General features: G+C 73.2%; 13 protein-coding genes and 1 pseudogene. 7 read left to right on the plus strand and 7 right to left on the minus strand.

What is annotated here, in order from left to right:
* The first annotated feature begins 25 nt into the window (after window positions 1-25).
* The 3 genes from ACIBW6_RS27590 (at window position 26) to ACIBW6_RS27600 (ending at window position 1798) form a co-directional block, all read left to right on the plus strand.
* Window positions 26-544 carry a phage holin family protein gene (locus ACIBW6_RS27590; RefSeq protein WP_399064168.1) on the plus strand — a complete coding sequence of 173 codons (519 nt, stop codon included), beginning with the start codon at window positions 26-28 and terminating at the stop codon, window positions 542-544.
* Window positions 541-1494: an alpha/beta fold hydrolase gene (locus tag ACIBW6_RS27595; RefSeq protein WP_399064170.1), complete on the plus strand. Its 954-nt coding sequence runs from the start codon at window positions 541-543 to the stop codon at window positions 1492-1494. The genes ACIBW6_RS27590 and ACIBW6_RS27595 overlap by 4 nt, the downstream gene beginning before the upstream one ends.
* A 118-nt stretch (window positions 1495-1612) precedes the next feature.
* Window positions 1613-1798 carry a hypothetical protein gene (locus tag ACIBW6_RS27600; RefSeq protein ID WP_399064172.1) on the plus strand — a complete coding sequence of 62 codons (186 nt, stop codon included), beginning with the start codon at window positions 1613-1615 and terminating at the stop codon, window positions 1796-1798.
* Window positions 1799-1964: 166 nt separating this feature from the next.
* Here ACIBW6_RS27600 and ACIBW6_RS27605 read toward each other — a convergent pair whose 3' ends face one another.
* The 3 genes from ACIBW6_RS27605 to nth form a co-directional block, all read right to left on the minus strand.
* Complete coding sequence (locus ACIBW6_RS27605; RefSeq protein ID WP_399064174.1) at window positions 1965-3164, minus strand: MarP family serine protease; 1200 nt, start codon at window positions 3162-3164, stop codon at window positions 1965-1967.
* Window positions 3165-3258: 94 nt separating this feature from the next.
* On the minus strand, window positions 3259-4122 hold the full coding sequence (locus ACIBW6_RS27610; protein ID WP_399064176.1) for an NUDIX hydrolase: 864 nt from the start codon (window positions 4120-4122) through the stop codon (window positions 3259-3261).
* A 110-nt stretch (window positions 4123-4232) separates the two neighbouring features.
* Window positions 4233-5138 (minus strand): endonuclease III, encoded by a 906-nt coding sequence (gene nth, locus ACIBW6_RS27615; protein WP_399064178.1) that lies wholly within the window; start codon window positions 5136-5138, stop codon window positions 4233-4235.
* 357 nt (window positions 5139-5495) lie between these two features.
* On the opposite strand from nth, the gene ACIBW6_RS27620 reads away from it, so the two are divergent.
* The gene (locus ACIBW6_RS27620; RefSeq protein WP_016642758.1) at window positions 5496-6170 is read left to right on the plus strand and encodes a Crp/Fnr family transcriptional regulator; all 675 of its coding nucleotides are present in this window, start codon (window positions 5496-5498) and stop codon (window positions 6168-6170) included.
* Between the two features lie 94 nt (window positions 6171-6264).
* Complete coding sequence (locus ACIBW6_RS27625) at window positions 6265-7368, plus strand: sigma factor (protein WP_399064180.1); 1104 nt, start codon at window positions 6265-6267, stop codon at window positions 7366-7368.
* Between the two features lie 4 nt (window positions 7369-7372).
* Here ACIBW6_RS27625 and ACIBW6_RS27630 read toward each other — a convergent pair whose 3' ends face one another.
* The 4 genes and pseudogenes from ACIBW6_RS27630 to ACIBW6_RS27645 all read right to left on the minus strand — a co-directional run bounded on the left by ACIBW6_RS27630 (window position 7373) and on the right by ACIBW6_RS27645 (window position 10656).
* Window positions 7373-8212, minus strand: a complete 840-nt coding sequence (locus ACIBW6_RS27630; protein WP_399064182.1) for an MBL fold metallo-hydrolase — start codon at window positions 8210-8212, stop codon at window positions 7373-7375.
* A gap of 500 nt (window positions 8213-8712) precedes the next feature.
* A pseudogene (locus ACIBW6_RS27635) lies at window positions 8713-9753 on the minus strand (NUDIX hydrolase); the annotation flags it as partial.
* Window positions 9754-10024: 271 nt separating this feature from the next.
* Window positions 10025-10495, minus strand: a complete 471-nt coding sequence (locus ACIBW6_RS27640) for a RidA family protein (protein WP_399064184.1) — start codon at window positions 10493-10495, stop codon at window positions 10025-10027.
* Window positions 10492-10656, minus strand: a complete 165-nt coding sequence (locus ACIBW6_RS27645) for a DUF4177 domain-containing protein (RefSeq protein ID WP_107498797.1) — start codon at window positions 10654-10656, stop codon at window positions 10492-10494. Before ACIBW6_RS27645 ends, ACIBW6_RS27640 begins: the two co-directional genes overlap by 4 nt.
* Before the next feature lie 85 nt (window positions 10657-10741).
* Between ACIBW6_RS27645 and ACIBW6_RS27650 the strand changes: the two genes are divergently transcribed.
* The gene (locus ACIBW6_RS27650) at window positions 10742-11716 is read left to right on the plus strand and encodes an ArsA-related P-loop ATPase (protein WP_399064186.1); all 975 of its coding nucleotides are present in this window, start codon (window positions 10742-10744) and stop codon (window positions 11714-11716) included.
* Window positions 11713-13200 (plus strand): ArsA family ATPase, encoded by a 1488-nt coding sequence (locus ACIBW6_RS27655; protein WP_399064188.1) that lies wholly within the window; start codon window positions 11713-11715, stop codon window positions 13198-13200. The genes ACIBW6_RS27650 and ACIBW6_RS27655 overlap by 4 nt, the downstream gene beginning before the upstream one ends.
* Window positions 13201-13202 lie beyond the last annotated feature (2 nt).

Below are 13202 nucleotides of genomic sequence, written 5' to 3' on the forward strand. Positions count from 1 at the left end.
TCTACAGGAGAACAGGGAGTACGCGATGAGCGCACCCGACGGCAGCACGGTCAGCACAGTCGGCGCCGAACGCAGCATCGGCCAGCTGTTCGCCTCGGCGACGACCGAGATGTCCGCACTGGTGCACGACGAGATCGCCCTCGCGAAGGCGCAGCTCAAGCAGGACGTGAAGAAGGGCGCGGTCAGCGGTGGCGCCTTCTCGGCGGCGCTGACGGTGTTGATCTTCTCGCTGCCGATGCTGAGCTTCGCGCTCGCCTACGGCATCAACGCCTGGACGGGCGGGCACAACGGCAACGGCGGCTGGAACCTCGCCTGGTGCTTCCTGCTCTCCTTCGCCGCCAGCCTGCTCCTCGCCGGGCTGCTCGCGCTGATCGGCTCGACCTTCGCCAAGAAGGCCAAGAAGGGCAAGGGCCCGCAGAAGGTCGCCGCCTCGGTCAAGGAGTCGGCGGGCGTACTGCAGAACGCCAAGCCGCACCCCCGTCAGGTGACGGCCGACGACCGTGTCCCCGAGGCCATCGAGGCTGTGGCACGCTCGTCTTCATGACGGACCCCGCCACTCCTTCGGCCCAACCGCCTTCCTCTGTCGTACGGCTCGACGTCCCCGGTGGTTACGACGTGATCCACCGGGACGTCGCGGCGAACGGCGCGCGCTTCCACATCGCGGAGCTGGGCGACGGGCCGCTCGTGCTGCTGCTGCACGGCTTCCCGCAGTTCTGGTGGACGTGGCGCCACCAGCTGGGCGCCCTCGCCGACGCCGGGTTCCGGGCCGTCGCGATGGACCTGCGGGGCGTGGGCGGCAGCGACCGTACGCCGCGCGGGTACGACCCCGCGAACCTCGCGCTCGACATCACCGGGGTGGTGCGCTCGCTCGGCGAGCCGGACGCCGCGCTGGTCGGGCACGACCTCGGCGGCTACCTCGCGTGGACGGCGGCGGTGATGCGGCCCAAGCTGGTGCGCCGGCTCGCCGTCTCCTCGATGCCGCACCCGCGCCGCTGGCGCTCGGCCATGCTGTCCGACGTGAAGCAGACCACCGCGGGGTCGTACATCTGGGGCTTCCAGCGGCCGTGGCTGCCCGAGCGGCAACTGGCGGCCGACGACGCGGCGTTGGTGGGCCGCCTGGTCCGCGACTGGTCGGGGCCGCGACAGCCCGACGACGAGACCGTCGAGACCTACCAGCGGGCCATGTCCATCCCGTCGACCCCGCACTGCTCGATCGAGCCGTACCGGTGGATGGTGCGCTCGATGGCGCGGCCCGACGGCATCCAGTTCAACCGGCGCATGAAGCGTCCGGTGCGGGTGCCCACGCTGCATCTGCACGGCTCGCTCGACCCGGTGATGCGTACGCGCAGCGCCGCGGGGTCCGGCGAGTACGTCGAAGCGCCGTACCGGTGGCGGCTCTTCGACGGCCTCGGCCACTTCCCGCACGAGGAGGATCCGGCCGCGTTCTCCAAGGAACTGGTGAGCTGGCTGCGGGACCCCGAACCCGACCGGTGAGCGACCGGGACCCGGGTGGGAACGCCTGTCCTACGAACAGCCAAATGCCTGCCGCATAGGCCAATTTGGGGGGCGTGCGCGAGGTTACCGACCATGGGGCCCGGGCAGACGTCGGTGTATGGGCTGGACGCACGACTACAGTGACGCAGCACGCAATCGCCGCCCAGCGATGACGCTGGGCTCTTTCCAGAGGGGGGCGCCGCAGGAGTACGTGGCGCACGACCCCCGGCTGGGCATTCCGCGCATCCTGCGGCGGCGGGCCCGGTGGGTGTCGGCCCGGCTGCGCCACAGCGGGCGCGGCTGACTCCTCACCTGCCTCAGGGCTACTACGTACCTGCGGGCTTTCCGCGTACCTCAGGGGTGCTGCGTACCCGGGGCTTTCCACGTACCTCAGGGTTGCTACGGACCCGAGGGCCTTCCGCGTACCTGGCTGGCGGCGGGCCGTGCCGTGCGCGCGGCCCCGGGTGCGGTTACAGGGCGCAGGCGTCCGTGTCGACCTGCTGGACCGCCCGGCGTCCCTGGGTGATGTCGGTGTCGATCTCGTCCCGGGTGAGCGCGTAGCCCGTCTCCGTGTTGTCCAGGGACTTGGCGAAGACCACGCCGTAGACCTGGCCGTCCGGGGTCAGCAGCGGGCCGCCGGAGTTGCCCTGACGGACCGTCGCGTACAGCGAGTAGACGCCGCGCTTAACCGTGCCGCGGTGGTAGATGTCGGGGCCGTCCGCGGTGATGCGGCCGCGCACGCGCGCGGGGCGCACGTCGTACGCGCCGTTCTCCGGGAAGCCCGCGACGATCGCGCCGCCGCCGCGCTCCGCGTCCGTCGCCGTGAACCGCAGCGGGGGCGCCGTCAGCTCAGGCACGTCCAGGACGGCGATGTCGCGCTTCCAGTCGTAGAGCACGACCTTGGCGTCGTACTTGATGCCCTCACCGCCGATCTGCACGGTGGGCTCGTCGACGCCGCCGACCACGTGCGCGTTCGTCATCACGCGGCGGTCGGAGAAGACGAAGCCGGTGCCTTCGAGGACCTTGCCGCAACTGGGCGCCTGCCCCACGACCTTGACGATCGAGCGCTGGGCGGTGCGTGCGGCCCGGCTGTGCGCGAGCGCCGGGTCGGGCGCCCGGACCTCGGTGATCGGCTCGTTCGCGAACGGGCTGAAGACCTGGGGGAAACCGTTCTGCGCGAGCGTGGAGGAGAAGTCGGCGAACCAGGTGTCCGCCTGGGTGGGCAGCACCCGCGCGACCCCGAGCAGCACCTTGGAGCCGCGCACCTCGGTGCCGAGGGTGGGCAGCGCCGTACCGGCGAGGGCGGAGCCTATGAGCCAGGCGACCAGGAGCATCGCCCCCACGTTGACCAGGGCGCCGCCCGTCGCGTCGACGGCGCGGGCCGGGGACCAGGTGATGTACCGCCGCAGCTTGTTGCCCAGGTGGGTGGTGAAGGCCTGGCCGACCGAGGCGCAGACGATCACGACGACGACGGCGACGACCGCGGCGACCGTGGTGACCTGGGCGTCGCTGGTGGCGGCGCCCCAGACGGCGGGCAGCGCGTAGACCGCGACGAGGCCGCCGCCCAGGAAGCCGATCACCGACAGGACGCCGACGACGAAGCCCTGGCGGTAGCCCACGATCGCGAACCAGACGGCGGCCGCGAGCAGCAGAATGTCCAGCACGTTCACCGAATCCCGGCCTCGCCTCGCATCGCACGTGTCCACTTCCGCGCCGGAGTTCCGGGGGCGGTCCCCGGGACGGCACGGCACGGGGGCAACCCTGTCATGCGCGCCAGTCGAGCGGGACCGTCTTGGCCCGGTCCCACGGGCGCTCCCACCCCGCGTGGTGCAGGATCCGGTCGATCACCCCGGCCGTGAAACCCCAGACCAGGGCGGACTCGACGAGGAACGCGGGGCCGCGGTGGCCGCTGGGGTGGACCGTCGTCGCCCTGTTCGCCGGGTCCGTGAGATCCGCCACCGGGACCGTGAAGACGCGGGCCGTCTCCGCCGGGTCGACCGCCGCGACCGGGGTCGGCACCCGCCACCAGCCGAGCACCGGCGTCACCACGAACCCGCTCACCGGGATGTACAGCCGCGGCAGCACGCCGAAGAGCTGGACGCCTCGCGGGTCGAGCCCCGTCTCCTCCCAGGCCTCGCGCAGCGCGGCCCGCAGCGGGCCCTCGGTCCGCGGGTCCCCGTCCTCGGGGTCGAGGGCGCCGCCGGGGAAGGAGGGCTGCCCCGCGTGCGATCTGAGTGAGCCCGCGCGCTCCATCAGGAGCAGCTCGGGGCCGCGCTCGCCCTCGCCGAAGAGGACCAGCACGGCGGACTGCCGGCCGCCGCCGTCCTCGGGCGGCAGGAAGCGGCTCAGCTGGTCGCCGCGGAGGGTGCGGGCCGCGTCCGCGACGGGGACGAGCCAGGCGGGCAGCCCTGCGGTGCGCAGCACGACGTCCGGCACGTGCGGCAGTCCCCCTGCGGGGTCGCTCCCACCGGCCCCGGCCAGGGGTGACGCCGCGCCGGGCACGTCCCCGGCCACGCTCGCGGCGGCCCCGAGGTCACCGGACCCCGCGTACTCCCTCGCGGCGTGACCGGATCCGGCGGTGTCACCGCTCGGCGCGCCGCTCCCGCTCACCCGCTTCATCTCGCTCACGTGCTTCATCCCGCCGCCCCCGTACCCGTCGTGACTGGCCCAACGCCTGACCGTCCCCGTTTCGTTCCGCCGTCGCGAGATGTCACCCCCATCGTGTCTCGCGTCTCGCGTCACCCGGCCGTGCCGCCGGGGGTGCCGCCCAGCGGCGGGGCCGGGATGCCGCCCGCGTCCAGGTACGACTGCGGGGGCTTGAGGCGCTGGCCGGGGAAGCCGCCCTTCTCGTACTTGAGCAGCTTCTTCGCCTTCTCCGGGTCCGTCTCGCCCTCTCCGTACGCGGGGCACAGCGGGGCGATCGGGCAGACGCCGCAGGCCGGTTTGCGGGCGTGGCACATGCGGCGGCCGTGGAAGATGACGTGGTGGCTGAGCATCGTCCAGTCACTCTTCGGGAACAGCTCGCCGACCGCCTTCTCGACCTTGTCGGGGTCGGTCTCCTCGGTCCACTTCCAGCGGCGGACGAGCCGGCCGAAGTGGGTGTCCACGGTGATCCCGGGCCGCCCGAACGCGTTGCCCAACACCACGAACGCCGTCTTGCGGCCCACCCCGGGCAGCTTGACCAGGTCCTCGACCCGGCCGGGCACCTCACCCCCGAAGTCCTCGGTCAGCGCCTTGGCCAGACCCATGATCGACTTCGTCTTGGCCCGGAAGAACCCGGTCGGCCGGATCAGTTCCTCGACCTTCTCCGGGTCGGCCGCGGCGAGGTCCTCCGGGGTCGGGTACGCGGCGAACAGCGCCGGCGTCGTCTGATTGACCCTCAAGTCCGTCGTCTGCGCGGACAGCACCGTGGCGACGACCAGTTGGTAGGGGTTCTCGAAGTCCAGCTCCGGGTGGGCGTACGGATACGTCTCGGCCAGCTCGCGGTCGATCTTCCGCGCCCTGCGCACCAGGGCAGTGCGCGACTCGGGCTTGGCCGGGCGGGCCGTCTTCGAGGCGGCGGAGGCCGTCTTCGAGGCGGCGGGGGCCGCCCCTGCGGTCCCGGCCGGCGTCTTCTTCGTGGCGGCTCGCTTCTTGGCGGGCATGTGCTGGGCGGCCTTTCCCTGTTCGGACGGGGGTCGGGGTGGGGTCGCTCCGGTGGACCGAGCTCCAGCCCGCTCCTGTTCGCCCACAGCGGAATCGTGCCTCTCCGCCACCGTTCCAGCCCCCTCTGCCTGCGTGGTCACCGGCTTTTTGGACACCCGTCCAGCCTAGAGCCCGCCACCGACATCCGCCCCGGAGCCTGGGGATCGGCCCCCGATTGGCCCCCTCCCCGTCGGGTTGTGACGCAGGTGCGGCAGACTTGTGTCTGAGTGACTGATCACACTGTTTGGACCGTCCGGCAAAATGGGTGGCGGGAAACATCCGTACCCCACAGTGCAGGCGACATAGGAGAGAAACTCGTGGACGACGTTCTGCGGCGCGCCCCGCTCTTCGCGGCGCTCGATGACGAGCAGGCCGCGGAGCTCCGCGCCTCCATGAGTGAGGTGACCCTCGCGCGCGGCGATGCCCTGTTTCACGAGGGCGACCCCGGAGACCGCCTCTACGTGGTCACCGAAGGCAAGGTGAAGCTCCACCGCACATCCCCCGACGGCCGCGAGAACATGCTGGCCGTGCTCGGCCCCGGCGAGCTGATCGGCGAACTGTCGCTGTTCGACCCCGGCCCGCGGACCGCGACCGCCAGCGCGCTGACCGAGGTCAAGCTGCTGGGCCTCGGCCACGGCGACCTCCAGCCCTGGCTGAACGCGCGCCCGGAGGTGGCCGCCGCCCTGCTGCGCGCGGTCGCCCGGCGGCTGCGCAAGACCAACGACCAGATGTCCGACCTGGTCTTCTCCGACGTGCCGGGCCGGGTGGCCCGTGCGCTGCTCGACCTGTCGCGCCGGTTCGGCGTGCAGTCCGAGGAGGGCATCCACGTCGTGCACGACCTGACGCAGGAGGAGCTGGCCCAGCTGGTCGGCGCCTCCCGCGAGACCGTGAACAAGGCGCTGGCCGACTTCGCGGGCCGCGGCTGGCTGCGCCTGGAGGCCCGCGCGGTGATCCTGCTGGACGTCGAGCGCCTCGCCAAGCGCTCGCGCTGAGTTCTTACGCCTCTACGTAGCCGGGTCTCGCCACATAGCGTGGCGGGGCCCGTCTTCGTAGCGGCCCGGCCGCTTGTCCGGAAGGAAATCCGGCATGACGCACTCCGCGGAACAGCCCGCCTCCACGTATGCGGCCACGGCCGCGGCCGTACACGTGGACGCCTCCACGCACCCCCCGACGGCCGAGCTGGCCGCCCGCTTCGAAGCGGAGCGCGGGCGGCTGCGGTCCGTCGCGTACCGGATGCTCGGGTCGTTGAGCGAGGCCGAGGACGCGGTCCAGGAGAGCTGGCTGCGGTTGCAGCGCACCGCCGACCGCGCCGCCGACCGCGCCGCCGACCGCGTCGGCGACCGCGTCGGCGGCGGTGACAGTGCCGGCGAGAGCGCCGGGGCCGACGCCGATATCGATACCGGTTCCGAATCCGATTCCGGCGCCGGGATCAATGGCGTACAGAACCTGAGCGGCTGGCTCACCACCGTCGTCGGGCGGATCTGCCTGGACATGCTGCGCACCCGCACCTCCCGCCGGGAGGACCCGCTCGAACCGGGCGGGGCCGAGACCCGTGTCCCCGATGTCGTGGTGCGGCCCGCGGACCCGGGTCAGGAGGCCGAACTCGCGGACTCCGTGGGCCTCGCGCTGCTCGTCGTGCTCGACACGCTTGCGCCCGCGGAGCGGCTCGCGTTCGTGCTGCACGACATGTTCGCGGTGCCGTTCGAAGAGCTCGCGCCCATCGTCGAGCGGACCCCGGCGGCGACCCGGCAGCTGGCCAGCCGGGCCAGGCGCCGGGTGCGGGGCGCCACCATCCCGGCCACGACCGACCTGGCCCGTCAGCGTGAGGTCGTCGAGGCGTGGCTCGCCGCGACCCGCGCAGGCGACTTCGAGGCGCTGCTGGCGCTCCTCGACCCGGACGTGCTGCTGCGGGTCGACGCGGGCCCCGGCACGGCCTCCAAGCTGGTGCGGGGCGCCCTGGAGGTGGCCGGGCAGGCCACGTACTTCGGTCAGCTGGTGGACACGGCGTGCGCCGCGTTCGTCGGCGACGGCGTGGGCATCGTGCAGGCGCCCCGGGGGCAGGTCGTCTCGGTCCTCGTCCTCACGTTCCGCGAGGGCTGGGTCAGCGGGGTCGACATCATCGCGGACCCGCCGCGGCTCGCCGCGATGGGCGTCACCTGGCCGCTGGAGCCCCGGGAGGAGCGCGTCTGAGCCGCTACGCGCTCGGGATCAGGCCGTGTTCGCGCAGGTACTCCAGCTGGGCCAGGACGGAGAGCTCCGCGGCCGGCCACAGGGAGCGGTCCACGTCGGCGTAGACGTGCGAGACGACCGCGGAGGCGGACGCGTGCCCGTTCTCGACGGCGGTCTCCACCTGGGCGAGGCGGTGGGCGCGGTGCGCGAGGTAGAACTCGACCGCCCCCTGCGCGTCCTCCAGGACCGGGCCGTGGCCCGGCAGCACCGTGTGCACCCCGTCGTCGACGGTCAGGGACCGCAGGCGGCGCAGTGAGTCGAGGTAGTCGCCGAGGCGGCCGTCCGGATGGGCGACGACGGTGGTGCCGCGGCCGAGGACCGTGTCCCCGGTCAGCACGGCCCGGTCGGCGGGGAGGTGGAAGCAGAGGGAGTCCGCGGTGTGGCCGGGGGTCGGCACGACGCGCAGCTCCAGGCCGCCCGTCTCGATCACGTCCCCGGCGCCGAGCCCCTCGTCGCCGAGGCGCAGCGCCGGGTCGAGGGCCCGCACCTTCGTCCCGGTCAGTTCGGCGAACCGGCCCGCGCCTTCGGCGTGGTCGGGGTGGCCGTGGGTGAGCAGAGTGAGGGCGATACGGCGGCCCGCCCGCTCGGCGGTGGCGATCACGTGCGCGAGGTGGGCCTCGTCCAGCGGGCCCGGGTCGATGACGACGGCGAGATCGCTGTCGGGCTCGGCGACGAGCCAGGTGTTGGTGCCGTCGAGGGTCATCGCGGACGCGTTCGGCGCGAGGACGTTGACGGCGCGGGCGGTGGCGGGGCCGGAGAGGACCCCGCCGCGCGGCTGCCCGGGCAGGGCGGCGGCCTCGGTCATCAGCGGGACCCTTCGGTCTGGGTGGGGGTGTGGGCGGGGGTCGCCGACGGGGGTGGAGCCGTGGGCGACGACGGGTGCGCGGAGCCGCCCGGCGGGCGCTCGGGGGCGGTGCCCGGCGGGCGCTCGGGGGCGGTGCCCGGCGGGCGTTCGGGCGGGAGACCCTCCGGCCGCTCAGGCGCGGAGCCCTCCGGATGCTCAGGCGCGGTGCCCGGCGGCCGCTTAGGCGCGGCACCCTCCAGCCTCTCGGGCGGGAAACCCTCCGGCCGCTCAGGCGCAGAACCCTCCGGCCGCTCAGGCGCGGTGCCCGGCGGTCGTTCAGGCGCGGAATCCTCCGGCCTCTCGGGCACGGCACCCTCCGGCCCCTCAGGCGCGGCGCCCGGCGGCCTCTCGGGCGCGGCACCCTCCGGCCGCTCAGGCGCAGAACCCTCCGGATACTCAGACGCGGTGCCCGGCGGCCGCTCGGGCACGGCACCCTCCGGCCGCTCCTGCCCGCCCGGCGCCGTCGGGATGTGTTTCGTGAACTCGTCGTGTCCCGGCCAGGACAGCACCAGTTCGCCGTCCGCCAGGCGGGCCTGGGCCAGGACGGGGGTCAGGTCGCGCGCCGCCGCCCCGGCCAGCGCGCCGGCCACGGAGTCGTACGCGCTCAGCGCCCGCAGCGTGGCGATCGTCGGCGGCATCATCGACAGTTCGCCCCGGTCGTAGGCCGACGCGGCCCGGTGCGGGCGGATCCACACTGTGCGGTCGGCCTCCGAGGAGTCGTCGCTGGTGCGCTGGCCAGGCGGGAGCGCGGCCACGAAGAACCAGGTGTCGTAGCGGCGCGGCTCGAACTCCGGGGTGATCCAGCGCGCCCACGCGCCCAGCAGGTCGGAGCGGAGCACGAGGCCGCGGCGGTGCAGGAACGCGGCGAAGGACAGGTCCCGCGCGATCAGCGCCTGCCGGTCGGCGGCCCAGTCGTCGCCCGTCGTGTCGTCGACGACGGTGTCCGGGGTGGGCCCGGCGAGCAGCACGCCCGCCTCCTCGAAGGTCTCGCGCACCGCGGCGCAGACGATGGCCTGGGCGGCCTGCCCGTCCGGCACGGCGAGGCGCGCGGCCCACTCCGCGCGCGTGGGCCCGGCCCAGCGGAGCTGCCGGTCGTCGTCCCGCGGGTCGACGCCGCCGCCGGGATAGGCGTACGCGCCGGCGGCGAAGGCCATGGAGGTGCGCCGCCGCAGCATGTGCACCTCGACGCCACGCGGGTCACCCGCGCCATGCGCACCGTCGGCGTCACGCGCGCCATGCACGCCATCCGCGTCATCCGCGTCACCCGCACCACTCGCGCCATGCGCACCGCCTGCGTCATGCGCACCGTCCGCGCCACGCGCACCACCCGCGTCACCGGCGCCACGCGCGTCCCCGGCACTCCCGGCGCCCCCGACGCCCCACGCGTCCCTCAAAAGCATCACGGTCGCGGCGCGCCGGGGCGCCGCCGGGACCAGCGTGCCGGCGGCCAGGGCGCGGATGCGCTCGGGCCACTCGGGGGGATACCACTGCCCGTCTGCCATGGCCGGAGGCTATCCGGTGACGGGCTGATGTTCGAGAGCCCGCCCGTCACCGGCGCCTGCGAGGGCGCGACACGCAGGCGACCTCCACCTGAAGCTCACCCGAGCCTCCCCGGGTACAACACGCAGGCGACCTCCACCTAAAGCTCACCCGAGCCTCCCCGGGTACAACACGCAGGCGACCTCCACCTGAAGCTCACCCGAGCCTCCCCGGGTACAACACGCAGGTGACCTCCACCCCTGGAGCCGGAGTTCACCTGCGTCCGCCGGAGCACTACGCCTCGGTCAGCTCCACCTGGAGTTCGACCTCGACCGGCGCGTCCAGCGGCAGCACCGCGACGCCGACCGCGCTGCGCGCGTGCACGCCCTTGTCGCCGAGGACCTCGCCGAGCAGCTCGCTGGCGCCGTTGATGACGCCGGGCTGGCCGGTGAAGTCGGTCGCGGAGGCGACGAAGCCGACGACCTTCACGACCCGCGCGACGCGGTCCAGGTCACCGGCGACCGACTTGACCGCGGCCAGCGCGTTCAGCGCACAGGTGCGGGCCAGCTCCTTGGCCTGGTCCGCGGTGACCTCGTCGCCGACCTTGCCGGTCAGCGGCAGCTTGCCGTCGACCATGGGCAGTTGCCCGGCCGTGTACACGTACACCCCGGAACGGACCGCCGGCTGGTAGGCCGCGACCGGCGGGACGACGGGCGGCAGGGTCAGACCGAGCTCGGCGAGCCGCGCCTCGACGTTCCCGCTCACGCCGCCTTCTCCCGCTTCAGGTACGCCACCAGCTGCTCCGGGTTGTTGGGCCCCGGCACGACCTGGACCAGCTCCCAGCCGTCCTCGCCCCAGGTGTCGAGGATCTGCTTCGTCGCGTGCACGAGGAGCGGCACGGTCGCGTATTCCCACTTCTTAGCCATGGGGCCGACTGTATCGGCCACAACGGCCGGTCTCGTTCCCCAGGCTCCTGCGTGATCCGGTCGCTCACTGGTTAGGCTCGAATACGTGAGCAGGCTCCAGGTCGTCAGCGGCAAGGGCGGTACCGGAAAGACCACGGTCGCCGCCGCACTCGCGCTCGCCCTCGCGACCGAGGGCAAGCGCACTCTCCTGGTGGAGGTGGAGGGCAGACAAGGCATCGCACAGCTCTTCGAGACGGAGGTGCTCCCCTACGAGGAGCGGAAGATCGCCGTCGCCCCCGGCGGCGGGGAGGTGCACGCGCTCGCCATCGATCCCGAGCTGGCGCTGCTCGACTACCTCCAGATGTTCTACAAGCTCGGCGGCGCCGGACGCGCCCTGAAGAAGCTGGGCGCCATCGACTTCGCGACCACGATCGCGCCGGGCCTGCGGGACGTGCTCCTGACCGGCAAGGCCTGCGAGGCGGTGCGCCGCAAGGAGAAGCAGGGCGGCTACGCGTACGACCACGTCGTGATGGACGCCCCGCCGACAGGCCGCATCACGCGCTTCCTGAACGTGAACGACGAGGTCGCCGGGCTCGCCAGGATGGGCCCGATACACAACCAGGCGCAGGCGGTCATGCGGGTCCTCAAGTCCCGGGAGACGGCCGTGCACCTGGTCACCCTGCTGGAGGAGATGCCGGTGCAGGAGACCCTCGACGGGGTCGCCGACCTGCGCGCCGCGCAGCTCCCGGTGGGACGGATCATGGTGAACATGGTGCGGCCCGCCCTGCTGGGCGAGCCCGCCGTGGAGCTGAGCCGCGACCCCTCGGTGCGCCCCGCCGTCACCGAGGCGCTCGCGTCGGCCGGGCTCGGCGGCGCCGACACGCTCGTGGAGCCGCTGCTCGCGCAGGCCGGGGAGTACGCGGAGCGGTACGCCCTGGAGGGCGCCCAGCGCGAACTGCTCACCGAGGCCGGGCTGCCGCTGCACGAACTGCCGCTGCTCACCGAGGGGCTGGACGTGCCGGGCCTGTACACGCTCGCCGGGGAACTGCGACAGCAAGGGATTCAGGGGACCGTTCGATGACGCTCGATCCTGCGGGCACGCTCCGCGTCGACCCGCTGCTCGACGACCCGAAGACCCGCATCGTGGTCTGCTGCGGCAGCGGCGGCGTGGGCAAGACGACGACCGCCGCCGCGCTCGGGCTGCGCGCCGCCGAGCGCGGGCGCAAGGTCGTCGTGCTCACCATCGACCCGGCCCGCCGGCTAGCCCAGTCCATGGGCATCGACTCGCTCGACAACACGCCGCGCCGGGTCAAGGACATCGTCACCGCCGAAGGGGCGGAGGGCGGCGAACTGCACGCCATGATGCTGGACATGAAGCGCACCTTCGACGAGATCGTCGAGGCGCACGCGGACGGGGCACGGGCCGAGGCGATCCTCTCCAACCCCTTCTACCAGTCGCTCTCCGCGGGCTTCGCGGGCACGCAGGAGTACATGGCGATGGAGAAGCTGGGGCAGCTGCGGGCCCGCGACGAGTGGGACCTGATCGTCGTGGACACCCCGCCGTCCCGCTCCGCGCTGGACTTCCTGGACGCGCCCAAGCGGCTCGGCTCGTTCCTCGACGGGAAGCTGATCCGGGTCCTGATGGCCCCGGCGAAGGTCGGCGGGCGCGCGGGCATGAAGTTCCTGAACGTCGGGATGTCGATGATGACCGGCGCCCTCGGCAAGCTGCTCGGCGGCCAACTCCTGCGGGACGTGCAGACGTTCGTCGCCGCGATGGACACCATGTTCGGCGGCTTTCGCACCCGCGCCGACGCCACGTACAAGCTGCTCCAGGCGCCCGGCACCGCGTTCCTCGTGGTGGCCGCGCCGGAGCGGGACGCGCTGCGCGAGGCCGCGTACTTCGTGGAGCGGCTCGCCGCCGAGCGGATGCCGCTCGCCGGGCTCGTGCTCAACCGGGTGCACGCCAGCGACGCGGGCGGGCTCTCCGCCGAGCGCGCGCTGGCCGCCGCGGAAAATCTTGACGAGCGCCGCATTGTCGATCAGCCGGTAGGGAAGAAAGACGGTCGTACTACTCCGTCGACCCCGCCCGCCGCCGCATCGGACTCCCCCACCGCGGCGGAGCGCCCGTCCGACCCGGCCTCGGAGCGACCGTCCGCGGAGCGACGACCGACCACGGAGCGACCGTCCACGGACGACCCGTCCACAGAGCACCTGACGACCGCGGAGCACTTGACCGTGGAGCACCTGACGACCGCGGAACAACAGTCCGCGGAGCACCTGACGACCGCGGAGCAACAGTCCGCGGAGCACCAGACGACCGCGGAACAACAGTCCGCAGAGCACCTGACCGCAGAGCACCTGACCGCTGGACTGCTGCGCCTGCACGCCGAGCGCATGCAGGTGGTCGCGCGTGAACGGCGCACGCGTGACCGCTTCACCGCGCTGCATCCCGAGGTCGCCGTGACCGAGGTCGCGGCGCTGCCCGGCGACGTCCACGACCTGGCGGGCCTGCGGGACGTCGGAGAACGTCTCGCGGCCGACGACACCCCGGCCACCGACGCGTAGGC

This window comes from Streptomyces sp. NPDC049813, assembly GCF_044465085.1.
Classification (GTDB): domain Bacteria; phylum Actinomycetota; class Actinomycetes; order Streptomycetales; family Streptomycetaceae; genus Streptomyces.